This is a genomic window from Microbacterium sp. Z6_144 (genome assembly GCF_057197625.1).
This window is the reverse complement of record NZ_JBXVPT010000001.1, coordinates 1,250,883-1,273,108: the sequence shown is the minus strand read 5'-3', so window position 1 is coordinate 1,273,108 and position 22,226 is coordinate 1,250,883. Positions and strand designations below refer to the sequence as shown.

Sequence of the window (22,226 nt, the reverse complement as noted above, 5' to 3'; positions counted from 1 at the left end):
CCCTCACGCGGGAAGCGGTACGCCGCCGGTCTGGCACGTCGGGCAGTACTGCGCGGCGCCCTTGCTGCCGGGGACGTCCTGCACCTCGCCACCGCAGACGGGACAAGCCTGGCCCGTCCGCCCGTGGACCCGCATCGACGCCACCTTCTCGGCCTTCTGCCGGTCCAGCGGAACGCCGCGGCGGGCGGCGAAGGCGCCACCGAGGACCGAACGGATGGCGTCGTAGAGCCGTGCGCGTTCGTCGGACGTGAGGTCTGCCGCGTGCACGAGCGGTGACAGCCGCGCCGCGTGGAGGATCTCGTCGGAGTAGGCGTTGCCGATCCCGGCGAGAGACTCCTGCTCCTGCAGCAGAGCCTTCAGCTGCTTGCGACGCGTACCCAGCGCCCGCTCCAGCTCCGCCGGCGACCACTGGTCGGCCGACGGGTCGGGACCGAGCTTGGCGACCGCCGAGACCTCACCCGGGTCATCGACGACGGAGACGCCGAGCGACAGCCAGTCGCCCGCATCCGTCAGTGCGAGCTCACCGCGACCCGGGAACCCGATCGTCACGATGACCGGTGCGGCTCCCTCGGGGGCATCGTCCCCTTCGCGGCGCCACGTCGCCCATCCCGCGCGTCCGAAGCTGATGACGAGGTCGGGGCCGTCGGTGAGGAGTGCGACGTGCTTGCCGAAGCGGCGGACATCCTCGACCGTGCGCCCGGTCAGCTCGCCCAGCCCTCGCGCGCGCGTCTTCAGCGCGCGGAACTCGGCCACATCCGTGTCTCCGACCACCGCACCGGTCAGGGTGCCGCGCAGAAACCCGGTGAGCGCGTCGACCTCGGGCGATTCGGGCACGTGATCCTCCCCCGGTGTTGCTCCGATCGTAGGGCGCATCGGCCGCTAGAGGGTGGAGGCCGCGCGGCGCCTTCTCCTCACCCGCTCGGGGCGCACCGGCCGGTCCGTAGGCTGGGCGCATGAGCGCGCGAGTCCTGCCCGACGGTGCGGTCCTGAGGCCCGCGGAGCCGGGCGACGAGTCCGGCATCCTCTCGTGCATCGTTGCGCTGGCGGTGTACGAGCGCGAGCCGGATGCGGTGGAAAACTCCGTCGAGGCGCTCCGCGAGGCGCTGTTCGGTGCCGATCCGCGCGTCTTCGCGCACGTCGTGGAGCGTGAGGGCGACATCGTCGGGATCGCGGTGTGGTTCCTCACGTACTCGACCTGGACGGGGCGGCACGGAATCTGGCTCGAGGATCTGTACGTCGACACCGACAGGCGCGGCGGCGGATACGGCACGGCGCTGCTGTCCGCCCTCGCGGCGCTGTGCCTCGAACGCGGCTATTCCCGTCTGGAGTGGACCGTGCTGGATTGGAACGCCCCGTCGATCGCGTTCTACCGAGCCCTCGGCGCACAGCCGATGGAGGAGTGGACGACGCAGCGGGTCACCGGCGACACGCTCGCCGCCCTCGCCGCACGCTGACCGCCGCTCGCGCGTACCCGTCAGCGCCTCGGCGTCCACCCAGGCGGGAGGGGGGTGTCGATGTCGGCGCGCTCGCGGTCGACGCGGGCCGACCATCCCTGAGCCTCGGCGCTCTGGTCGAAGCCGCCGCGGGCGACACGGAACCCGACGTCGTCGTGCGTGGAGCGCGGCGGCCCCCCGCGGCGCGTGCCCGCGCGCACGCTCCAGGCGTCGTCGGCGAACCCGCCGCCCCGGAACACGCGGTAATCGTCGTAGCGGGCGGGGTCGAGGAGATCCCAGCACCACTCCCACACGTTGCCGAGGGTGTCGAACAGCCCGTTCAGGTTCGGTAGCTTCAGTCCCACGTCCTGCGGCGCCGTCACGCCGTCCCCGCTCGTCCATGCGATCTCGGCCAGTGGGCCGTAGTGCGGCGCCGTGGAGCCGGCGCGGCACGCGAACTCCCACTCGGCCTCGGTCGGGAGGCGGTAGCCGTCGGCGTCCACGTGCCACGTGACCTCTTCGCCGTCGAAGGTGTACGCCGGATCCCACCCCTCCCACTCCGAAAGGGCGTTGCAGAACCGGATGGCGCGCAGCCAGCTCACCTCCACCGCCGGGCGGCGGGGATGCGGAGACGGCACGCCGATCGCCTCGCCCAGCTGCTCCTGCGTGACGGGGAACACACCGATCTCGAACGGTTCGAGCTCCACGGTGCGCCGTAGACGTCGGCGCGCGTCGTGCAGCTGCACGCTACCGGCAGGGATGCGCGCCATTTCCAGATCTGCCACCGAGGAAGTCTCGCACGCCGCGGAAACGGCGGAGGCCGCACGAGGTCGATTCCTCGTGCGGCCTCCGGCCGATCCGGTTACGGCATCAGCGGTTGCGCGCTCCGCGGCGGGAGACGGCGACGTAGATGCCCAGCACGATGATCGCGCCGAGGATGGAGCCGATGATTCCGGCGGCCTGCAGGAAGCCGCCGTTCGGGTCGCTTCCGAAGATGAGGAATCCGAGGAACCCTCCCACGAACGAGCCGACGATGCCGAGAACGATGGTCATGAGAATGCTCATGCTCTGCTTCCCGGGGATGACAGCGCGGGCGATGAAGCCGGCGATGAGGCCGACCACAATGAGGCCGAGGATGGTCCAGAGCATGATCTCTCCTTTGTCGGGTGAGCGCCGGGCAGGTGCGCGGCGCTCCAATGGGACGCGGAACAGGCTAACAGAACCCTGAAACCTGGCTTCACATCCGCGCTCGCCCCTGGACGTGGAAGGAACGATGCGCTAATGGCTCCTCCCCGTCGCAGCGGTTGCCGGCTGGGCGCCCCTGGGCGCGGTGTGCCCGGGCTCCTTCAGTTGTGCTCGTATCCGACCAGCCACGTGACTCCGTACCGGTCACGCACCGTGCCGTCCGAGGCGCCCCAGGGGCGCTCCTGGAGCGGATCGATCACCGTGCCGCCCTCCGAGAGCGCGGCGAACCACTGCCGGAGCACCTCGGGGGTGGCGGCGCCGAGGAGCGACAGCAGCAGGCCCTCCACCGAGAGCGGACGCTCCTGGCCCGCCGCATCCGCACCGAAGAGATCCACGGGGCCGCGCAGGATGCCGTGGGCGATCGCGTCACTGGGCCCGTCACTCCGCGCGAACTCGGCGAACGTGTGGAGGGTGAGCTCGCCACCGAAGACATCGCGGTAGAACCGCAGAGCCTCCGAGGCCGCTCCCGGGAAGTACAGGTACGGGGCCGGCGCCGTCATCCCGCCACGCTAGCGCCTCGAGCAAGCGGCGGCGGACCCGGCTAGCGGGCGAGTCCGACGCGGTCGACCTTGCGGTGGTAGCGCATGCCGGCCATTCCTCCCAGGATCGCTCCCGCGAGGGTGACGATCGCGGCTCCCACGGCGGCGAGGATCCCGGTCGTGGTGGCCGTCTCGGGGGTGACGGGGATGCGGGGGAAGCCGTTCAGGTTGCCCAGGATGTCCCACTGGCTGCCGGCAATCGCGGTCACGACGGCCACGATGATGGCGATGACGATCGCCCAGATCCACACGGCGAGGCCCTGCTTAGCGCCGCTGAACCGCGCCATCCGGCCGGCGACGTAGCCGCCCGCGAAGTAGGCGATGAACAGGACCAGCCCGATCACGATGGCGCTGACGATGCCGGCCCCGCCGGGGTTGTCCGCCGCGGCGTCGGCAGCCTCCTCCACCGATCCCTCCGCGTTGAGCCCGACCGCTGCACCGATGGCGGCCACCAGGGCCGTCAGGAGCACCGCCGTGCCCATGGCCGTGAGCCACCCGAAGAAGGCCGACCCGAACTTGAAACCGCCGAAGCGTTCCTTCTCCCGCGCAAGCGCGTCGTGATGGACCGCGCGTGCCTGGTCATCCGATACGGCGGTGTTCGAGTCGACGGTGTGGGAGGCGTCGGCGCGCGAAACGCCGGCGTCGGTCGGCTGGGCATCGTACGGGCGCGCGGACTCTCGGCGCTCGGGGGTGTCTCCACTCATGTCGGTGAAGGTAGGCGCTCGCGCGCATGTCGGGCGCCGGGTTGTCCTGCGCGCGAAACCGGCGTAGCCTCCCGGCCCCGAAGGGAGAAAGGCCGACCGAGCGCGAGCAGCGTCCTCGGCGACGCCCCTCGCCGACCTAGCGCTTCTTGATGTTGGTGATCGCGTCGGTGTCGGCGGCGCGGCCGTTCGCCGCCCGCTTGTCCGCCTTCGCGACGCGCTTTTCCTTCAGCGTCTTCGCCGGTGCGGTCTTGCCGCCTTCTTTACGCGTGGACTTCTCACCCATGAGGTCTCGCTCCTTCGAGAGTCGCGATGACCCTGTAGGCCTGAGGCTACACGTGCGCGGGTGTGCCGACCGCCGCTCGGACGAGCGGACATCGTGCCCGAGGTCAAGGGGCGTTTGCGCGGGACCGTCGTGCCGCAGCATCGATCCATGACATCCGATGCACACGCCAACGAGCCTCGCCCGACCGATGAGACCGAGGTCGTCGAGCACGTCGCCGACGAGATACGAGACGACATCCGTCACGGGCAGGTGGAGGAGGATGTCAGTCACGTCCTCGAGGACCGCCTGGAGGAAGCGGGGGTGCACCTGCGCCCCGAAGTGATCGAGGACCTCGCGGAAGAGATCGAGACCGACGTCTCCACCTGACGCGCGCTCGGCTGCGCCGCGGATGCGGGTGGCCGCCCTAGTCTCGAGGGGTGACGCGGCGGGGCATCTATGTGGAGGCCGTCATCCGCGGCGACCTCGACACGCTCTGGCGGCGGACCCAGGATCCGGTGGACCACGTGCGGTGGGACGTGCGGTTCTCGCGGATCGCCCCGACCGGCGCGACAGAGGCGGGCGCGACGCGCTTCACGTATGAGCGGCGCACCCCGATCCACCTCGTGCGCGGCGTGGGGATCAGCCTCGGCGAGGCGTCGCGGCCGGATGGCACCCGCACCTCGGCGCTGCGGTTCGCCACGACGGATCGCCTGTCCCCCCTCCGCTCCGGGCGGGGATACTGGCGCTACATCCCCACGCCTGAGGGCGTGCGCTTCGTCACCGGATTCGACTACGCGCCCGGATGGGGACCGCTCGACATCGCTGTGCGACCGCTGGTGGGATGGGCGACGGCGTGGAGCTTCGATCGCCTGCGCCTCTGGGTCGAAACCGGCACGCCACCGGAGAACTGGCCGCTGCGCAGCGTGCTGTGGTGGTGGCGACGCGATCGCCCTCGTGCGGCCCGGTGCCGGCGCTCGCCCGAGGGGGGATCGCGCCGAACCGACCAGCTCGCTCACGCCCCGGCCACCCTCGCGACCCTCCCCTCCCCCGAGCGGACGCGATGACGTCGATCTTCGCGCGTGTCCTCGGTGACGACTTCGACCGCCTGCATCCGATGCTCCAGCGCCGTTTCGGGGTGGGGGTGGATGCCCGCGAGGCCTGCATCGGCCGAGGCGTCATGAGCCGGATCCGCCGCGGCCCGTGGTGGACGGTGCCCTTCCTGCAGATCGGCCGACTCCGCAACATCCTGATTCCGGATGTCGGCGCCGACGTGCCCTTCGTCATCCACAACTACCCGTACGTGGATCCGCTCGGACGCGAGACCGTCACCTTCGTGCGGGAATACACGATCGGGCGGCATGTGCGCCGGTTCGACGCCACGATGATCCTCCATCGCGGCCGGGTGGTCGACTACCTCGGCACCCACCAGCATCTCGCCGTCGACCTCGACCTGCGGGTCGACGAGCGCGGCGGGCTCGTCCTCACCTCGGACGCGCAGCGGTTCTATGAAGGGCCGATCGCATTCCGCTTCCCCATGTTCCTGAGTGGGCGCGCGACCCTGCACGAGTACTTCGACGACGAGGACGGCCGGTTCCACATCGACCTCGAGGTGCACAACGATCGGCTCGGGTTCCTCTTCGGCTACCGCGGAGCCTTCGAGTGCGAGTGGACGAGCGCGACCGACGCCCCGGCCCGGCTGAAACCCCGACGGCACGAAGCGCGCACGTAGACAGCGCCTCTTCCCCGCGGAGTGCGGCCGACAGCATAGAGCACGCCCCTGGAACGTCGAGGGGGATTGTGCAGACACGTGACGGGACGTTGGAGTGGTCCGATGACCAAGGACACCGCCGCGAGCGCCCCGGAAGCCAAGCACGGTCTCAAGCGCGCCGTCGGGGCTCCCCTGCTGTTCGCGTTCATCGTGGGAGACACGCTCGGAGCCGGCATCTACACGCTGGTGGGCACGATGGCCGCCGATGTGGGTGGCGTCATCTGGCTGCCGCTGCTCATCGCCCTCGTCGTGGCGTTGCTGACCGCGGGAACCTACGCGGAGCTCATCACCAAGTACCCCCATGCCGGCGGAGCCGCCCGTTACGTGGACCGCGCCTTCCACGCGCCGTATCTGTCGTTCCTGGTCGGATTCCTCATGATGGCGTCGGGCATCACGACAGCCGCAGCTCTCGCCAACGCCTTCGCTGGCGACTACCTCCAAGCCCTCATCGAGGTGCCGTCCGTTCCCGTGGCGATCGCCTTCATCATCCTGTTGACCCTGATCAACCTGCGCGGGGTGCGCGAATCGCTGGGCGCCAACCTCGTCGCCTCGGTCATCGAGGTGACCGGCCTCGTCATCGTGATCGTGGTCGCGGCGATCGCGTGGGGCGCCGGGCGGGGAGAGCCGGCGCGCATCTTCGAATTCGCCCCCGACGTGCCTCCGCTGGAGGGGGCATTCGCCGCATCCATCGTCGCCTTCTTCTCGTTCCTCGGATTCGAAGCCGCCGCGAACATGGCCGAAGAGGTGAAGAACCCATCGCGGGCCTACCCCCGAGCCCTCTTCGGCGCGATCATCACGGCAGCCGTCGTGTACCTCCTCATCGCGGTCGGCGCGGTGATCGTCATGCCCCCCGCCGAGCTCGCCGAATCCACCGGACCGCTGCTGGACGTGGTGGCCGCCAGCGGCGTCGGAATCCCGCCGTGGCTCTTCGGTCTCATCGCCCTCGTGGCCATCGCGAACGGCGCACTGTTGTTCATGGTGATGGCCAGCCGCGTCGGCTACGGCCTGGCCGAAGCGAACCTGCTTCCCCGGGCGTTCGCGCGCGTCCTGCCCCACCGGCGTACGCCGTGGGTCTCGATCCTGGTGGTCGCGGGAGCCACCATCGCCCTGAGCGCGGTGGGGGATGTGGCTACGCTGGCCGAGACCACGGTGCTGTTGCTGCTGCTGGTCTTCCTCGCCGCGAACGTGAGCGTGCTCGTCCTGAAGAAGGACAAGGTCGACCACGCGCACTTCACCGTCCCGAAGATCGTCCCGGTGCTCGCGATCATCGCGAGCATCGTGCTGCTGACGCAGCAGAGCGGGATCGTGTGGCTCGCATCCCTCGGCTACATCGCCGTCGGATCGGTGCTGTTCTTCATCGCCCGCCATGGGCGCAAGCGTGGAGAGAGGCGCGAGGAGGAGCGGAATCGGCGCGAGGGTTAGGTAGCGTCGGTGTGCGCACCCGCCGATGCAGAGGAGTCCCATGCCCGTCATCCCGCCGCCCCACGGCGCAGAGCCGATGACCGCATGAGAGCCGACATCGGGACCCGCCGTGTCCAGCTGACGCTGCACAAGCCCTGGTTCGCGCTCTACGCGGGCATCAGGCCGACCGTCGTCATCCAGGGGCGAGGCCAGCCCGCACAGTGGGGTCCCGGCACGTGGCAGCTCCCGGCCGAGGAGACGGCGGTGATCGCGGTGTTCCTCTTCACGCGCCTATGGCGTTTCGGCCGGGCCGAGGCCGCCCTCGAACCGGATGACGCGCCGTCGCTCGTCTACCGGGCCCCCGCGCTCCCGTTCCTCCGAGGGCGCCTCCGCGGGGACGCGTAGCCGGTCGGGCGCTTCCGCCGGGACGGGGAGGCGGACGCTCGCGCGCCCCGGGGCGACGCGTCTGGTCGCCACGGTGCCGGGAGCGGTTTACGCTTCCCAAGCGGACTTTCGCGGCTCCCACCCGCCGCGAGCCGCCCCCACCACCGAAAGGCACCTGTGAAGATCGCCCTGCTCCGACGGTTCGTCGCGGCTGCCGAAGAACTGCACTTCCCCCGCGCCGCAGAGAGACTCGGCATCCCGCTCGCCTCTCTCTACACGTCCATCGAGAAACTGGAGGCCGAGGTCGGGCACCCGCTCTTCCGGCGCGAGGGCGAGACACGGCTGACGCAGGCCGGGGAGCTTCTCCTCATCGAGGCGAAGGAACGGATCGCCGCCGCGCCGCCGCCGGCCGAGGCGTCCGTCGCCCCCGCCGGCGGGAAGGCCAAGGCCTCGAAGGGCAAGGGCCGGGCGCCGGTCGTGAAGGGGCAGCCGAAGCCGTACAAGAAGCGTCAGGGTCGCTAGGCGGCCGCGCCTACAGCTCGGTGACCCGGCCCGACTCGACCCGCCATTGCCGGTCGGTGTGGACGGTCGCGAGCATCCGACGGTCATGGGTGACCAGCAGGAGGGTGCCGTCGTAGGACGCCAGCGCCTCTTCGAGCTGCTCGATGGCGGGGAGGTCGAGGTGGTTGGTCGGCTCGTCGAGCACCAGGACGTTCACGCCCGGGCCTGGAGGAGGGCGAGCCCCGCCCGCGTGCGCTCTCCTGGCGACAGGTCATCGACGGGGCGGGTGACGTGGTCGGCCTTGAGCCCGAACTTCGCCAGCAGCGTGCGCACCTCGCCGGAGGCCATCTCGGGGACGAGCGCTTCGAACGCCGCGGCGAGGGGCTGAGAGCCGGCAAGGAGGGACCGCGCCTGGTCGATCTCGCCGATCTGCACGCTCGCGCCGACATTCGCGCTTCCCTCATCCGGCGCCTGCCTCCCGAGGAGCAGCCGGAGGAGGGTGGATTTGCCGGCGCCGTTCGGGCCGGTGATGCCGATGCGCTCCCCCGCGTTGACCTGCAGCGAGACCGGACCGAGCGTGAACGAGCCTTGCCGGATGACCGCGCCGCTGAGTGTCGACACCACGGAGCTGGAGCGGGGCGCCGCCCCGATGGTGAACTCGAGCTGCCACTCCTTGCGCGGCTCCTCCACCTCGTCGAGCCGGGCGATGCGGCTCTCCATCTGGCGGACCTTCTGGGCCTGCTTTTCGCTCGACTCGGTCGACGCCTTGCGCCTGATCTTGTCGTTGTCGGGCGCTTTCTTCATGGCGTTGCGCACGCCCTGGCTGGACCACTCCCGCTGGGTGCGGGCGCGTGAGACGAGGTCGGCCTTCTTGTCGGCGAACTCGTCGTACTTCTCCCGCGCATGCCGGCGGAGGGTCGCCCGCTCCTGGAGGTAGGCGTCGTAACCGCCGCCGAAGACACGGTGGGAGTTCTGCGCGAGGTCGAGCTCCAGCACACGCGTCACGGAGCGGGCGAGGAACTCGCGGTCGTGACTGACGAGCACCACGGCGCCGCGGATGCCCCGGACGAACGCTTCGAGCCGCTCGAGCCCATCGAGGTCGAGATCGTTGGTGGGTTCGTCCAGCAGGACGATGTCGAATCGCGAGAGGAGGAGCGCTGCGAGGCCGACACGCGCCGCCTGCCCGCCGGAGAGCGACGTCATCAGCGCCTGCTCCGCAGCGCCGCCGAGATCCAGGCCCAGGTCGGCGAGCGCGACCGGGACCCGCTCGTCGAGGTCGGCCGCGCCGCTGGCCAGCCAGCGCTCCAGCGCGGTCGAGTAGGCGTCCGCGGGGTCGACGCCGGGTGGTGCGAGCGAGGGATCCCCGAGAGCGGCGGCCGCAGCATCCATCTCGCGGGTCCCCTCCGCGCACCCGGTGCGTCGCGCGAGGTACTCGGAGACGGTCTCGCCGGGGACGCGTTCGTGCTCCTGCGGCAGCCATCCCACGAAGGCATCGACCGGCGAGAGGGCGAGGGTGCCGGCCTGCGGCTCGTCGATGCCCGCGAGCAGGCGGAGGAGGGTGGACTTTCCCGCGCCGTTGGCCCCGACGACTCCGACCACGTCGCCCGGTGCGACCGTGAGGTCGAGCGAGTCGAAGAGCGTGCGATGGCCGTACCCGCCGGCCAGGCCCGAGGCGACGAGTGTTGCAGTCATCCTTCGATCCTGTCATCCCCGCACGCGCCCGCCGTCCGGGACGCTGCGGGGCGGGCGGCCGCTCAGCGGCGGTGCCGGATGCCGATACTGAAGTAGGCCGCGGGCCCGATCCAGTTGACCAGGATCGCGGGGATCCAGGCCGGTTTGGGCCCGCGCACCTCGTCGGGCTCGCGACGCGCGAGGTCCCAGAACGCCAAGAATGCGAACGTCACCTGCACGAGGCCGAGAAGCCCCAAGCCGGCCTTGGCGCCGGCGGAGAGGGCGGGGAGCGCTGAGAGGGCCTTGCGGGAGTGGATCATCGAGTGGCTTTCGTTCATGCGTCCATCCTGCTCCTCGAACGGCGGAAGCACACGGTCTTGCCTCCGCGGGGAATCAGTCCCAGGCGAGGTAGTCCTCGATCTGCATGCCGATGTCGCCGGGATGCGTCAGGGGAAAGAGGTACCCGCCCCCCTCGATGCGCGCGGCGCTGGCACGGTCGGCGGCGGATGCCTGCAACTGATCGCCGTTCGCGGGCACCGTGACCCGGTCATCGGTGCCCTGGAGGATCAAGACCGGCAGGGTCGGGGCCAGCGGCATCCAGTCGTCCGTGGGGGTGGCTGCCAGAGCCGAGGACTGCAGCGGCTCGACGGTGAGGTCGCGCGAACGGGAGAAGACGCTCCACGCCCACGTCGGGTCGACCGAGGCGCCGGCGAGGACCCGCATCGCGTCGATCGCATCCGCGTCCGCCGCATTCGACAAGGCGGTCCGCAGCGCCTCCGCCGCGTCGTCGGCCACCGGCTCCGTGCCCTCGACGCCCATCAGGAGCACGCCCTCGGTGCGGTCGTGGTGGTCCAGCGCGACCGTACGCGCGAGGGCGCCGCCGAACGCGTGTCCGCCGATCCACGCCGACGCGAGGCTCAGGTGATCGAGGACGTCGATGACGTCCTGCGCCAGATCGTGCAAGGTCAGGGCTGCATCCGCATCGCTCGGCCGCCGGACGCCGATCCGGATCATCCGGAAGCCCTCCTCGACGAGGACGTGGGCCAGAGTGCCGAGGGAGGAGATGCTCAGGCCCCGAGCGGGCAGGAGCACCACCGCGGGGCCCTCGCCCTCATCGACGAAGGAGATGGCACGGCCATCGGGTTCGAAGGTCTGGGGCGTTGCAACTGTCATACGTCCATTCTCCCGGATGGTGGGAGAGTCGCCGTCACACTAGCCTGCCCTCATGACGTGGCAGGACTTCTGGAGCACGACGTTTCCGGCCTACCTCGGTGCCCTCGGATCGATCGCCGCCAGCGCGGTGGCGGTGGCCGCGTTCATCCGCGACATCCGGACCCGCGCCGGCCTGCGGGAGGTGGCCGACGCCGCCACGACGGTCGAGATCACGTCGACCGGCGGCGCGCGAATCGCCCCGGAGCAGCCGCCGACCGTATGGCCGGGGCCTCCGGCCGATCGCACCGAGGAGCCGCACAGCGAGGAGCCACGTCTGGAGCTCACGACGCGGGGGACGCAGACGGTACTGCGCAATCTCGGTGCCGCGCCGATTCGGATCACCGAGCTGCGTGTGCCCTCCGGGGGCAAGGAACTGACCCTCCGCGACCCGCTTCCCGCGCGGATCGAGCCGGGCGAGGGTTACGGCTTCGTCATCCGGGATCTGCTGGGTGGGCCGGCCATCGCGGCGCTGCTCGTGGAGTGGTCGGATACCGGCGGCACCACCCGGCTCAGCCGCTTCTTCATCTGAGCACCCGGGCCAGAGCGGACAGGTCGTCCACCTCGAGATCGATGGATCAGCGCTACCCGTTGCGCGCGGAACGGAAGTGCGCGTCAGACGCCCGATCGGATCGTCAGCTCCGGGATCTGCGCGTCGCGGGGCAGATCGAGCACCGTCAGCATGCTGGTGACCACCGACTCCGGATCGATGAACTCAGCGGGGTCGTACGGCTTGCGCTCCTGCTCGTGAACCCGCTCCTGCATCGCCGTCGCCGTGCGGCCGGGGAAGACCGACGACACCCGCACACCGTTCGCGGCTTCCTCTGCCCGCAGCGAATCGGCGAGCGCCTTGAGCCCGTGCTTGGATGCCGCGTACGCGGCCCAGTCCGCAGCTGCACGCAGGCCCGCGCCGGAGTTGACGAACAGGACCTGCCCCTTCGCCGCCCGCACTGCCGGGAGGAGCAGTCGGGTCAGCTCCGCGGGCCCGACGAGGTTCACGTTCAGCTGCGACGTCCACAGCGCGACCGGCATCTGGGCGACAGGACCGAGGTCGACCACGCCGGCGACGTGGATGACGGAGTCCAGCCGGGCGGGGAGCTCCTGGGCGCCCAATGCCGCCGCCAGGTCGGCCGGCGCCGCGAGGTCGGCGACCACGGTCGTCGCCCCCGGGAACCGCTGCTCGAGCTCAGCGGCGCGAGCCGTGGTGCGCGCGAGGAGGACGAGGTCGTCGCCGCGGGCCTGCAGACGCGTCGCGAGCGCGGCGCCGATACCCGACCCGGCGCCGGTGAGGAAGTGCACGGTCATCGCACCATCCTGGCACGCGGGTGTCGGCCGGGAGCGGGGCTCTCAGCCCTGGTCGACGCGACGCAGCTGCGACCCGACGATGAGGAAGAGGGCGCCGAGACCTGCCACGAGGGCGCTCACCCCATAGGCCAGCACCGACGTCATCAGCGAGGTGCGCAGCGACGCCGCCGTGGACAGCGTCGCGCTCTGCTTCCGCAATTCGCCTTCCTCGTCGCTGCCGGCTTCCACCTCCCGCAGCGCGTTGCTGATGTCGGAGAAGGTGCGCCCACCCGCGCCCCGTTCGGCGTTGGCCTTGATGACGAGCGCCTCCGCGTAGGCCGTCGCCGGACCCTGCACCGCCTTGCCCGCAAGCACGGGGGCGTTTCCCGGCACCGTGATGTTCTCGTCGCGCAGCTGCTTGGTCACGGCGAACCATGCCGCGGCGCCGCCTGCCAGGAGCACCGAGCCGGCAGCCACGGCGAGGCCTCCGACGCGTTGGATGCGGGAGATAAGGGTCAGAGAGGTCATCGATCGTCCTTCCGGGCCGAGCAGGGATAGACGAATCCTCGCAGGTTGTGCGCCGGGTTCGGCGCTGACTCCGATGTCCTCACCACCGAGCGCCACAAGGCGATCGCCCTCGGCGTGGATGGCGAGCGCCCCCCTTCAGCCGCCGGACCTCCACCCCGCCACGTGCAGCCGCTCGAAACCGTCGAGCAGGATATCCAGCGCAAAGGCGAACTCGGCGTCCTCGTCGCAGGCCTCCCCCGCATGCGGAGCGGTGGTCGCCATCCGCACGATGGCCGGGTAGGAGGAGGCGAATTCCGACATCGCCCGCGCACGCTCGGCGGGGTCGTCGGGAACGGAAGGCGTGGGCAGCACGTCGCGCGTGATCCCCCACATCCGGGTGCTGAGCGCGTGCATCGCATGGTGCACGAGGTCGGGCGGCAGCCCTCCCTCGAACATGATCGCCATCAGGGAGTCCATGTAAGCCAGAACCGTCGGGCTCGCGTGCGTCCGCGTCTCAATCGCCGCCTGCGCCCACGGGTGCGCCGTCATCACGGCCCGGGCCGACAGGATGCGTGCGCGCAGCGCGTCCTTCCACCCCAGCCCGCGCGCAGGTACCTCGATGCTCAGCACGAGGCGATCCAGCATCCCGTCGATCAGCTGTTCCCGATTCGCAACGTGCTTGTACAGGGCCATGGCGGTGACCCCGAGTGCTTCGGCCAGCCGGCGCATGCTCGTGCCCTCGAGACCGATGTCGTCTGCCACAGCAATGGCGGCATCGAGCACGCGCGCGCGGTCCAGCTGTCCTCGCGCACCGGGAGTTGACACGTATACAGCGTATACCTAAGGTGATCTCACGCCAGTATACGGCGTATACCTTCGACGATCGGCATGCCATGACGAGAACCCCTCGCACCTACGCCCGCACCGCCGGCGCCCTCTACCTGCTCACTCACGTCACCTCGGTTACCGCGGTCGCCGCCTACGCGGCCGGTGGCTTCGCGCTCGGCGTGGCCCTCGAACTTGTGCTCGCCGCGGGATGCCTCGGTACCGGCATCCTGCTGTGGGTGCTGCTGCGCGATGTCGGCCGAGTTCGGTCCGCCGCCTTCGCCGGCCTGCGCGCCCTGGAAGCCGCCGTCATCGCCGCCGGCACGTTGCCGATGCTCGTGCTGCTGTGGACTGCGCCGAGCGCGCCGCTGGACGAGACTCTCCTCGCACTGCACGCCGCCGCATTCCTCGTCGGTCAGGGCCTGGTCATCAGCGTGAACACGATCATCCTGGGCTGGCTGCTCCTCGACGCGCGTGTCGTCCCCCGCGCCCTTGCCGTGCTCGGCATGCTCGGCGGCGCCGTGGTGCTCGCCAGCAACGCGGCACAGCTGTTCGGGGTGATCCCGCAGGGCGGCATGGTCGCCGGCCTGTGCGCCGTGCCGGTGTTCGTCTTCGAAATCTGGTTCGCCGTACACCTCATCGCCGTGGGTCTGCGCGCGCGCGTCGTGCCCCCTCCCGCGCCCGCTCGGGCGGTGTCGCCGGCGTGAGGACGGGCGCGCCGGCCTCGATGCCCCCGCGCGTTCCTAGGCTGGAGACGTGATCAATACGCCGCCCGATCCCCGGGCCTGCCCCACGTGCGGCGATCCGCTCCGTTTCGAGATCCTCGACGAGGAGCGGTTCCTCGTGGCGTGGTCCTGCCTCCACTGCGGTCTGGTGCGCGCGACCGAACCGTCGTGATGGTCGAACGACACGCAGACACGCCGTCCTTGGTCCGATACTCGTCTGCCAACGTGATCGTCCTGCCGCATCCGGATCACCCGCAGAAGCCGAACTCCACCGGGTTGTCGTACGTCAACTGGCGTGGGGCCGCCACCACCCGACCAGTGAGCGCGCGAACTCGACCTCAGCCTTCTCGTCGCTCACGGTGAGGCCATAGTCGTTGCGGAGCAATTGAACGAGCCGCGCGCTCAGCTCGTCCGCATCAACGCCCTCCCCCAACCAGGTCATGATCGGCCAAAGCTGGTCGTCGTACTCCGCATCGTCTGCCGGCCTGTCGGCATCCGCGTAGACGCCGAGAACATCCCACTCGAGGAGCCGAGCGCGCAACTCGGCGACACGCGGAAGCAGTTCGCGTCTCAGGTGATCGCGACTCGCGCCGGAGGTCATGACCTTCTTCGATCTGTCAGTTGTTGAAGCGGAACTCCACGACGTCGCCGTCCTGCATGACGTAGTCCTTGCCCTCCAGGCGGGCCTTGCCGCGCGAGCGGGCCTCGACCACAGAGCCGGCGTCGATGAGGTCGTCGAACGAGATGACCTCGGCCTTGATGAAACCCTTCTCGAAATCGGTGTGGATGACACCGGCCGCCTGCGGAGCCTTCCAGCCCTTGCCGATCGTCCACGCGCGCGCCTCTTTCGGGCCGGCGGTGAGGTAGGTCTGCAGGTTGAGCGTGTCGAATCCGATACGCGCGAGCTGGACGAGGCCCGACTCCTCCTGCCCCGTCGAAGCCAGCAGCTCGGCGGCATCCTCGGGGTCGAGCTCGATGAGCTCCGACTCGATCTTCGCGTCGAGGAACACCGCCTTCGCGGGGGCGACGAGGGCGGCCAACTCGGCCTTCCGCGCATCATCCGTCAGCACCGCCTCATCCACGTTGAAGACGAAGATGAACGGCTTGGCCGTCAGGAGCCCGAGCTCTTTGATCGGGGCGAGGTCGATGCCGGAGGCGGAGAGCAGCTGGCCCTTCTGGAGCGCCAGCTCGGCAGCTCGCGCGGTCTCGAGGACGGCGGGGTCGAGCTTGCGACCCTTGACCTCCTTCTCGTACCGCGCGATCGCCTTTTCCAGCGTCTGGAGGTCGGCCAGCTGCAGCTCGGCGTTGATCGTCTCCATGTCGCTGGCGGGGTTCACGGCGCCCTCGACGTGCACGACGTCGTCATCGGCGAAGCCGCGTACCACCTGGGCGATCGCATCCGCCTCCCGGATGTTCGCCAGGAACTGGTTCCCGAGCCCCTCCCCCTCGCTCGCGCCGCGCACGATCCCGGCGATGTCGACGAACGACACGACGGCCGGCACGATGCGCTCCGAGTGGAAGACCTCGGCGAGCTTCTCGAGCCGCGGATCGGGGAGGTTCACCACACCGACGTTCGGCTCGATCGTCGCGAACGGATAGTTCGCTGCGAGCACCTGATTCTTGGTCAGGGCGTTGAACAGGGTCGACTTGCCGACGTTCGGGAGACCGACGATTGCGATGGTGAGAGCCACGGGAGTCCAGTCTACGCGGGGGGATGCTGCGCCTCCGCGCCCGCCCGCCGCCCCCACGCCCGCGAGAAACGACGATCCGGACGAGACACCACGCGGCGCGTTATGTCTCGTCCGGGATGTTGTTTCTCGCCGGGCTGTGCGGGCGGGGCGCGCGGAGGGCGGCAGGGATGCTGTCACCCGGGTGCGCCGGCGCGCCGGGCGCGAGACATAACAACTCGGACGAGACAGGACGCGACGCGTTATGTCTCGTCAGGGTTGTTGTTTCTCGGCGCTGGGCCGACGCGCGCGGGCGGCGGAGGCGGGGGCGCTGGGCCGACGCGCGCGCGGGCGACGGCGGCGGAGGCGGGCGGGCTAGGGGCGGATGGCGCGGAACGCGCGCGTGACGTAGGGAAGGTCGACCACGGCGGGGCCGACGGCGCCGATCTCGTCGCACAGGTCGGCGAGCGCCTGCTCGATGCGCGCGCGCTCGTCTGGCTCCGCGGTGAGGAGGTAGCTGCGCGAGCGGGCCATGGCGAAGATGTCGTCGCGCGTCATGGGGCGCGTCCAGCGCCAGGAGCGTTCCTCCACACGGTCGAACGGCGCACCCACGCTCGGACCCCCCTCGGCGAGCATCTCCTCGGCCTGGCTGCTGTGCATCGCCGCGGTGAGACGCTGCACCCACGGCGTGCGCTCGTCGCGGATGTTCCACACGAGGCCCAGCACTCCCCCGGACCGCAGCACGCGGGCCACCTCGGCCGATGCCGAAGGCACGTCGACCCAGTGCCACGCCTGACCGAGAAGCACCGCATCCAGCGCCGCGTCCGGGAGGGGCAGCGCCTCGGCGCGCCCGATGAAGGTCGGAACGCCCACGACGTTCGCGCGGAGGCTCTCCAGCATCCCGGCGTCCGGATCGATCGCGATGACCTCGGCGCCGCTCTCCACGATGCCGCGCGTGAGCTTGCCGGTACCGGCGCCGACGTCGGCGACGCGGAGCGCCCGGCCGGGCTCGCGCACGGGTTGCAGCATCCAGGCCACCGCCTCGGCCGGATACGACGGGCGTCCCGCCTCGTAGGTATCGGCTGCGGCTCCGAACGACGTCGACATCTCTTCGCGGCTGGCCATTCTTCGACCCTACGCGGACCCCCGGCAGCGGGATGTCCCACTTCTGCAGCTTTCGGCACCCAGAAGCTGCAGAAGTGAGACGGCACAGCCGGAGGAATCGCCATCCCCGCGGCGCGCCTGACCGGCGGACACGGACCGGGCGGCGACTCTGGGGGCGTGGCCTTGGACTTCACCGCGATCGACTTCGAGACGGCGAACTCCAGCAATGCCTCGGCCTGCTCCGTGGGCATGGTGCGCGTGCGGGACGGCAAGGTCGTCGCAACGGCAGGATGGCTCATCCGCCCACCGGCCGGGCACGACACATTCGTCGACTTCAACATCGGCATCCACGGGATCCGGCCGGAGGATGTCGCGTCGGCTCTCGGATGGAGCGCTCAGCTCGACCAGCTGACCGCGTTCGCCGGCGCAGACGTGCTGGTGGCGCACAACGCCGGCTTCGACATGGCGGTGCTCCGCCGCGCGTGCGAAGCGACCGGCGATGTATGCCCGCCGTACCGCTACCTGTGCAGTCTCCACGTGGCCCGTCGCACGTACGAGTTGGCGTCCTATCGCCTGCCCCTCGCCGCCGCGGCGGCCGGCTTCGGAGACTTCGCCCACCACGACGCCCTGGCCGACGCGCTCGCGTGCGCGCACATCGTGATCGACGCGGCCCGCCGCGTGCAGGCCGACGACGTGGATGCTCTCGCTGCCGCCACGGGCGTGCGGATCTCGGCGATCGCCGCCCCGCGCGTGGACGCGATGCTCGCCGTCGCCTGAGCGATGTCGGTGGCCGAGCACACAATGACGGCATGGACGCACTGACTCTTCCCCTGGTGGCGATCGCCTGCGTCCTCGTGGGTGCGCTCGCCGGGTTCGCCGTGGGCACGTCGCGCGCTGCCGCCCGCAGTGCACGAGAACGTGCCGACCTCGCCGCTCGTCTCGCCGGAAGCGAGGCGGGGCGGGCGGGCGTGCAGGCGCAGCTGGATCACCAGCAGCTGCTGTACCGCGAGCTGGCCGGCCAGACCCGCGCCGAGCAGGCGGCCCGGGAGGAGCGCGAGCGACGGGAGCAGACCGTGCTCCGGGCTCTCGAGCCCGTGCGGGAAACCCTCGGGACGATGCAGCGCAAGGTGGAAGAGCTCGAACGCGACCGCGGTGCCCAGTTCGCGACCCTGAGCGAGCAGCTGCGGCGCGCGTCCCAGTCGGACGAATCGCTGCGGGCGACGACCGAGTCGCTCGCCTCGGCCCTCCGATCGGGCACCACCCGCGGCGTGTGGGGTGAGACGCAGCTGCGCCGGGTCGTGGAGGCTGCCGGGCTCCTTCGCTATGTCGACTTCGATACGCAGTCGACGCTCGCGACCGACTCCGGCGGTACCGCGCGGCCCGATCTGATCGTGCGCCTGCCCGGCGACAAGACGCTCGCCGTGGACGCGAAGGTGCCCCTGGATGCGTTCCTGGAGGCCAGCGCCATTGCGTTCACCGCCACCGGCGCCGAGGGTGCTCGCCGCAAGTCGCTCCTCGACAAGCACGTGCGCGCCGTCCGAGCACACGTCGACGCGCTCGCGAAGAAGGCGTACTGGGCCGCGTTGCCCACCAGCCCCGAGTTCGTGGTGTGCTTCATCCCCAGCGAGTCGCTCCTGGCCGCCGCGCTCGAGGAAGATCCTGGCCTCCTCGACTACTCGTTCGCCAAGCGCGTGGCGCTCGCCTCCCCCGTGAACCTCTGGGCCGTGCTGAAGACGGTGGCGTACACGTGGACGCAGCAGGATGTGTCGCAGGAGGCGCGGCAGCTGTTCGCCCTCGGAACGGAGCTGTACGAGCGCATCGGGACCGTAGCCGGTCACGCCGATGATCTGCGGCGGGCGCTGGAGCGGACGGTCGACAGCTACAACCGGTTCGCCGGCTCACTGGAGAGTCGCGTGCTCGCCAGCGCACGCCGTTTCCCGGGCATCGACGACACCAAGCTGGATGCGGTTTCCCCGCCCCGAGCGGTCGAGACCCCGCTTCGGCGGTGGAGCGCGCCGGAACTGGTGGCCGTCGACCCGGCCGAACCCGTCGTGGGTGCGGACCTCGGCGACGTCCGGCAGCGGATCGAACTCGACGAGCGCTAGCTGTACTCGGCAGTCAGGTTGGTGACACTCGGGTGAGTGGGTCAGGCGCCGCCGGGGACGAAGCTGAGCAGTGTGATGACCGCGCCGGAGACGAGAACGAACGCGCCCACCATCCACCACGCGCTGATCTGCTGGCCCTCTTCGCGCCGGACGCGGAACAGCACATCCGGCCGGCGTGCAGGGTCAACGGCGTTGGCGATGACAGCCTGGGCGCCCGTCTTGGGCGCCGGAGTGTTCGTCTGCACAGACATCTGGCGTTACCCCTCGATGATCGTTCTGAGAACAGCATCCCCATCGACACCATGGACAATTTTGCCAGACTTCGCCGCGGGGAGGTGTCACGACTCGATCACAGTGGCGACCTCATCGATCACCGCGGCGACCTGACGTCACGCTTCCAGCCCACGGCGCGCGCCACACCCGCTTGCGCGACGCGTCACGGCCGTGCGGGCTCCTGCCGGACGCACCTCCCCTCCACAGGACGACCCCGCGAGGGATACTCCACAGAACCGGTCCGCGCCATCCGCGGTGTCGGAGGTTCATGCGATGTTTATGCCATGGAAAGCCCCGGTAGGTACGAAGATAACAGCGAGAGCCCCAACCTCGCTGACATCGTCGACGGGCTGTGCGGGTATCAGGAAGCGGTGGCGGCACTCGAAGCCGAAGCGCTGTTCCACTTCGCGGCCGCCATGCGCATCGCCCTCTCCCGCATGGCCCATCGCCCCCGGATGGATCAGACGCGGGAGATGGTGCTGCGCGCCGTCGCCGCCGAGATCGGCGCGGCGCTGCGGTGGAACGACCGCGCGGTACAGCACCGGATGGGCGACGCGCTCGCACTCACCGAGAAGTTCCCCGCGACCGTCGAGGCGCTCGCCTCGGGTCGGATCACGCTGCGGCACGCCGCCGTCATCCACGACGCCGGCGCCGCCCTGCTGGGCGCGGACGAACGGGCGGCGTTCGAGCGGGTCGTTCTGGAACGCGCGGTGAGGGAGACGGCGGCGCGTACCAAGGCGTTCGCCACGGCGCTGGCGGAGCGTCTGCATCCGGAATCGATCACGGTCCGCTTCCAGCGTGCCGAGCAGACCCGCATGGTCACGGTCACGGAGGTCGATGATGGGATGGCGGAGTTGCGTGCTCTTCTCCCGGCGGCCCTGGCCTATGCCATCCACGACCGTCTCTCCCAGCAGGCCCGCGCCATCCGCAGCGCCGCGGCCGACCCAGCATTTCCAGCCCCCGACGCGGTCCCCATCGGGGATACCCGCACCCTTCACCAGGTGCGAGCCGACCTGCTGTGCGACCTCGTCCTCACGGGGCAGCCCGCCATCGATCCGACGAAGGACAAGACGCCCGGCGGCCTGGGCGCGATCCGGGCGCGCATCCAGGTGACGGTGCCTGCCCTCACGGCAGCCGGCCGGACCGACCGCGGCGCGAGTATCGAGGGAAAGTGCCCCATCGATGCGGCGACCGCCCGCCGCCTCATGGCCGGAGCTCCCGGATGGGACCGGATCCTCACCGATCCCGTGAAAGGCACCGTGCTGGCCGTCGACCGCTACCGGGCCACCGACCCCATGGTCCGCTTCCTCGAGGCTCGCGACATCTTCTGCCGGTTCCCGGGGTGCCGCATGCCTGCCCGGCTCTGCGATCACGACCATAACCTCGACCACGCGCGAGGCGGGCCGACCGACGTCTGCAACCTCGCCTGTCTCTGCAAGCGACATCACACGCTCAAGACGGAGACCGACTGGGTCGCGACGCAACTGCCCGGCGGATCCATCGAGTGGACCTCACCGCTCGGACGCCGCTACGTCGATGAACCGATCCCGCGCGTGGTGTTCCTGCCCGACGGTGATCCGCCGCCGTTCTGAGCGCCCGTCTGAGCGCGGGTCAGAGCGTGGGTCAGAGCCACTTGGACGTGAGGTGCTCCGACGTGACGCGACGGAGCGTCCCGGATGCGCTGCGAAGGACGACGCTCTCCGTGTAGACCCAATCGCGGTCCCGCCGCACTCCCGCGACGAGCTGGCCGTCGGTGACGCCGGTGGCGACGAAGATCGTGTTCTTGCCCTTGACGAGGTCGTCCGCCTCGTAGACGAAGTCGTCGAACTTCAGGCCGTCGTCGGCGCCCTTCTGGCGCTCGTCATCGGTCTGCGGCCGCAGACGCCCCTGGATGTGTCCGCCGAGAGCCTTGATCGCACAGGCCGTGACGATGCCCTCGGGGCTCCCTCCGATACCGACGCACATGTCGGTACGGGCGTCGTGGCGGGCCGCATTGATACCGCCCGCGACGTCGCCGTCGCTCATGAGGCGCGTCCCGGCGCCGGCGTCGCGGATGTCCTGGATGAGCTGCTCGTGGCGGGGCCGGTTGAGTACCGACACGACGATCTCATCCACGGGCTTGCCGAGCGCCTTCGCCAGGCGACGGATGTTCTCGCCGATGGGAAGACGGATGTCCACGACCCCGACGCCGGCGGGACCGGTGACGAGCTTGTCCATGTAGAACACGTTCGAGGCATCCAGCATCGTTCCGGCGTCGGAGACCGCGATGACCGACAGCGCGTTCTGGCGACCGGCCGCCGTCAGCGAGGTGCCATCGATCGGGTCGACCGCCACATCGCACTGGGGCCCGCGACCGTTGCCCACCTTCTCGCCGTTGAACAGCATGGGGGCGTCGTCCTTCTCGCCCTCGCCGATCACGATCGTCCCGTCGAAGTTCACGGTGGTGAAGAAGGCGCGCATCGCATCGACGGCAGCGCCATCGGCTGCCTCCTTATCGCCGCGACCGATGAAGGGCACCGCGCGGATGGCGGCAGCTTCGGTGGCACGAACGAGTTCGAGTGCGAGGTTGCGGTCGGGATGCAGGGGGCTCATGTCGGCCGTAAGACTCACCATGCGGTC

Annotated in this window: 29 protein-coding genes and 1 pseudogene; 13 read left to right on the top strand and 17 right to left on the bottom strand. The window is 70.3% G+C overall.

All coding sequences use genetic code 11. The features are described from left to right. Positions 1-3: 3 nt before the first annotated feature. Complete coding sequence (locus AC2DGY_RS06250) at positions 4-834, bottom strand: DNA-formamidopyrimidine glycosylase family protein (protein ID WP_484508835.1); 831 nt, start codon at positions 832-834, stop codon at positions 4-6. Between the two features lie 119 nt (positions 835-953). Between AC2DGY_RS06250 and AC2DGY_RS06245 the strand changes: the two genes are divergently transcribed. Continuing rightward, a complete protein-coding gene (locus tag AC2DGY_RS06245; protein ID WP_484508834.1) occupies positions 954-1,454 on the top strand; it encodes a GNAT family N-acetyltransferase in 501 nt (166 codons plus the stop codon). Between the two features lie 20 nt (positions 1,455-1,474). On the opposite strand, the gene AC2DGY_RS06240 is transcribed toward AC2DGY_RS06245, so the two are convergent. The 5 genes from AC2DGY_RS06240 to AC2DGY_RS06220 all read right to left on the bottom strand — a co-directional run bounded on the left by AC2DGY_RS06240 (position 1,475) and on the right by AC2DGY_RS06220 (position 4,204). Beyond that, positions 1,475-2,218: a formylglycine-generating enzyme family protein gene (locus AC2DGY_RS06240; RefSeq protein WP_484508833.1), complete on the bottom strand. Its 744-nt coding sequence runs from the start codon at positions 2,216-2,218 to the stop codon at positions 1,475-1,477. An 85-nt stretch (positions 2,219-2,303) separates the two neighbouring features. Beyond that, complete coding sequence (locus tag AC2DGY_RS06235) at positions 2,304-2,582, bottom strand: GlsB/YeaQ/YmgE family stress response membrane protein (RefSeq protein ID WP_484508832.1); 279 nt, start codon at positions 2,580-2,582, stop codon at positions 2,304-2,306. A gap of 197 nt (positions 2,583-2,779) precedes the next feature. Beyond that, entirely contained in the window at positions 2,780-3,178 is a 399-nt protein-coding gene (locus AC2DGY_RS06230; RefSeq protein ID WP_484508831.1) for a VOC family protein, read from the bottom strand. Between the two features lie 41 nt (positions 3,179-3,219). Beyond that, positions 3,220-3,921, bottom strand: coding sequence for a hypothetical protein (locus tag AC2DGY_RS06225; protein ID WP_484508830.1), 702 nt, complete (start codon positions 3,919-3,921; stop codon positions 3,220-3,222). A gap of 136 nt (positions 3,922-4,057) precedes the next feature. Further along, positions 4,058-4,204 (bottom strand): hypothetical protein, encoded by a 147-nt coding sequence (locus AC2DGY_RS06220; protein WP_484508829.1) that lies wholly within the window; start codon positions 4,202-4,204, stop codon positions 4,058-4,060. A gap of 147 nt (positions 4,205-4,351) precedes the next feature. Here AC2DGY_RS06220 and AC2DGY_RS06215 point away from each other — a divergent pair, with 147 nt between their 5' ends. From AC2DGY_RS06215 to AC2DGY_RS06190, 6 genes are all read left to right on the top strand, one after another. Then, a complete protein-coding gene (locus AC2DGY_RS06215; protein WP_484508828.1) occupies positions 4,352-4,570 on the top strand; it encodes a hypothetical protein in 219 nt (72 codons plus the stop codon). A 50-nt stretch (positions 4,571-4,620) separates the two neighbouring features. Then, positions 4,621-5,247, top strand: coding sequence for an SRPBCC family protein (locus AC2DGY_RS06210; RefSeq protein WP_484508827.1), 627 nt, complete (start codon positions 4,621-4,623; stop codon positions 5,245-5,247). Next, positions 5,244-5,912, top strand: coding sequence for a DUF4166 domain-containing protein (locus AC2DGY_RS06205; protein ID WP_484508826.1), 669 nt, complete (start codon positions 5,244-5,246; stop codon positions 5,910-5,912). The genes AC2DGY_RS06210 and AC2DGY_RS06205 overlap by 4 nt, the downstream gene beginning before the upstream one ends. Positions 5,913-6,014: 102 nt before the next feature. Next, positions 6,015-7,373, top strand: coding sequence for an APC family permease (locus AC2DGY_RS06200; protein ID WP_484508825.1), 1,359 nt, complete (start codon positions 6,015-6,017; stop codon positions 7,371-7,373). 84 nt (positions 7,374-7,457) lie between these two features. Continuing rightward, complete coding sequence (locus tag AC2DGY_RS06195) at positions 7,458-7,757, top strand: hypothetical protein (RefSeq protein WP_484508824.1); 300 nt, start codon at positions 7,458-7,460, stop codon at positions 7,755-7,757. A 156-nt stretch (positions 7,758-7,913) separates the two neighbouring features. Continuing rightward, positions 7,914-8,258: a LysR family transcriptional regulator gene (locus AC2DGY_RS06190; RefSeq protein WP_484508823.1), complete on the top strand. Its 345-nt coding sequence runs from the start codon at positions 7,914-7,916 to the stop codon at positions 8,256-8,258. Between the two features lie 10 nt (positions 8,259-8,268). On the opposite strand, the pseudogene AC2DGY_RS06185 reads toward AC2DGY_RS06190, so the two are convergent. The 3 genes and pseudogenes from AC2DGY_RS06185 to AC2DGY_RS06175 all read right to left on the bottom strand — a co-directional run bounded on the left by AC2DGY_RS06185 (position 8,269) and on the right by AC2DGY_RS06175 (position 11,081). After that, a pseudogene (locus AC2DGY_RS06185) lies at positions 8,269-9,929 on the bottom strand (ABC-F family ATP-binding cassette domain-containing protein). Positions 9,930-9,991: 62 nt separating this feature from the next. Then, positions 9,992-10,246 carry a PLDc N-terminal domain-containing protein gene (locus AC2DGY_RS06180; protein ID WP_484508822.1) on the bottom strand — a complete coding sequence of 85 codons (255 nt, stop codon included), beginning with the start codon at positions 10,244-10,246 and terminating at the stop codon, positions 9,992-9,994. Positions 10,247-10,301: 55 nt separating this feature from the next. Further along, positions 10,302-11,081: an alpha/beta fold hydrolase gene (locus AC2DGY_RS06175; RefSeq protein ID WP_484508821.1), complete on the bottom strand. Its 780-nt coding sequence runs from the start codon at positions 11,079-11,081 to the stop codon at positions 10,302-10,304. 52 nt (positions 11,082-11,133) lie between these two features. Here AC2DGY_RS06175 and AC2DGY_RS06170 point away from each other — a divergent pair, with 52 nt between their 5' ends. Further along, the gene (locus AC2DGY_RS06170; protein WP_484508820.1) at positions 11,134-11,649 is read left to right on the top strand and encodes a hypothetical protein; all 516 of its coding nucleotides are present in this window, start codon (positions 11,134-11,136) and stop codon (positions 11,647-11,649) included. A gap of 83 nt (positions 11,650-11,732) precedes the next feature. Here the strand turns inward: AC2DGY_RS06170 and AC2DGY_RS06165 are convergent, their stop codons facing one another. The 3 genes from AC2DGY_RS06165 to AC2DGY_RS06155 all read right to left on the bottom strand — a co-directional run bounded on the left by AC2DGY_RS06165 (position 11,733) and on the right by AC2DGY_RS06155 (position 13,733). Further along, the gene (locus tag AC2DGY_RS06165) at positions 11,733-12,422 is read right to left on the bottom strand and encodes an SDR family oxidoreductase (protein ID WP_484508819.1); all 690 of its coding nucleotides are present in this window, start codon (positions 12,420-12,422) and stop codon (positions 11,733-11,735) included. A gap of 42 nt (positions 12,423-12,464) precedes the next feature. After that, on the bottom strand, positions 12,465-12,929 hold the full coding sequence (locus tag AC2DGY_RS06160; RefSeq protein WP_484508818.1) for an aromatic ring-opening dioxygenase LigA: 465 nt from the start codon (positions 12,927-12,929) through the stop codon (positions 12,465-12,467). 135 nt (positions 12,930-13,064) lie between these two features. Continuing rightward, positions 13,065-13,733 (bottom strand): TetR/AcrR family transcriptional regulator C-terminal domain-containing protein, encoded by a 669-nt coding sequence (locus tag AC2DGY_RS06155; RefSeq protein ID WP_484508817.1) that lies wholly within the window; start codon positions 13,731-13,733, stop codon positions 13,065-13,067. 68 nt (positions 13,734-13,801) lie between these two features. Here AC2DGY_RS06155 and AC2DGY_RS06150 point away from each other — a divergent pair, with 68 nt between their 5' ends. After that, a complete protein-coding gene (locus tag AC2DGY_RS06150; RefSeq protein WP_484508816.1) occupies positions 13,802-14,440 on the top strand; it encodes a DUF4386 domain-containing protein in 639 nt (212 codons plus the stop codon). 49 nt (positions 14,441-14,489) lie between these two features. Next, positions 14,490-14,630 carry a hypothetical protein gene (locus AC2DGY_RS06145; RefSeq protein WP_484508815.1) on the top strand — a complete coding sequence of 47 codons (141 nt, stop codon included), beginning with the start codon at positions 14,490-14,492 and terminating at the stop codon, positions 14,628-14,630. 114 nt (positions 14,631-14,744) lie between these two features. On the opposite strand, the gene AC2DGY_RS06140 is transcribed toward AC2DGY_RS06145, so the two are convergent. The 3 genes from AC2DGY_RS06140 to AC2DGY_RS06130 form a co-directional block, all read right to left on the bottom strand. Further along, positions 14,745-15,059, bottom strand: a complete 315-nt coding sequence (locus AC2DGY_RS06140) for a hypothetical protein (protein WP_484508814.1) — start codon at positions 15,057-15,059, stop codon at positions 14,745-14,747. A 16-nt stretch (positions 15,060-15,075) separates the two neighbouring features. Continuing rightward, positions 15,076-16,149 (bottom strand): redox-regulated ATPase YchF, encoded by a 1,074-nt coding sequence (gene ychF, locus AC2DGY_RS06135; protein WP_484508813.1) that lies wholly within the window; start codon positions 16,147-16,149, stop codon positions 15,076-15,078. A gap of 351 nt (positions 16,150-16,500) precedes the next feature. Continuing rightward, on the bottom strand, positions 16,501-17,250 hold the full coding sequence (locus tag AC2DGY_RS06130) for a class I SAM-dependent methyltransferase (RefSeq protein WP_484508812.1): 750 nt from the start codon (positions 17,248-17,250) through the stop codon (positions 16,501-16,503). 156 nt (positions 17,251-17,406) lie between these two features. On the opposite strand from AC2DGY_RS06130, the gene AC2DGY_RS06125 reads away from it, so the two are divergent. Then, positions 17,407-18,006, top strand: coding sequence for an exonuclease domain-containing protein (locus tag AC2DGY_RS06125; RefSeq protein ID WP_484508811.1), 600 nt, complete (start codon positions 17,407-17,409; stop codon positions 18,004-18,006). A gap of 32 nt (positions 18,007-18,038) precedes the next feature. Then, complete coding sequence (locus tag AC2DGY_RS06120) at positions 18,039-19,334, top strand: DNA recombination protein RmuC (protein WP_484508810.1); 1,296 nt, start codon at positions 18,039-18,041, stop codon at positions 19,332-19,334. Positions 19,335-19,375: 41 nt separating this feature from the next. On the opposite strand, the gene AC2DGY_RS06115 is transcribed toward AC2DGY_RS06120, so the two are convergent. After that, positions 19,376-19,585 carry a UDP-N-acetylmuramyl pentapeptide phosphotransferase gene (locus AC2DGY_RS06115; protein ID WP_484508809.1) on the bottom strand — a complete coding sequence of 70 codons (210 nt, stop codon included), beginning with the start codon at positions 19,583-19,585 and terminating at the stop codon, positions 19,376-19,378. A 306-nt stretch (positions 19,586-19,891) separates the two neighbouring features. Between AC2DGY_RS06115 and AC2DGY_RS06110 the strand changes: the two genes are divergently transcribed. Next, positions 19,892-21,199, top strand: a complete 1,308-nt coding sequence (locus tag AC2DGY_RS06110) for an HNH endonuclease signature motif containing protein (RefSeq protein ID WP_484508808.1) — start codon at positions 19,892-19,894, stop codon at positions 21,197-21,199. Between the two features lie 31 nt (positions 21,200-21,230). On the opposite strand, the gene glpX is transcribed toward AC2DGY_RS06110, so the two are convergent. Beyond that, positions 21,231-22,220: a class II fructose-bisphosphatase gene (glpX, locus tag AC2DGY_RS06105; protein WP_484508807.1), complete on the bottom strand. Its 990-nt coding sequence runs from the start codon at positions 22,218-22,220 to the stop codon at positions 21,231-21,233. Between the last annotated feature and the right edge of the window lie 6 nt (positions 22,221-22,226).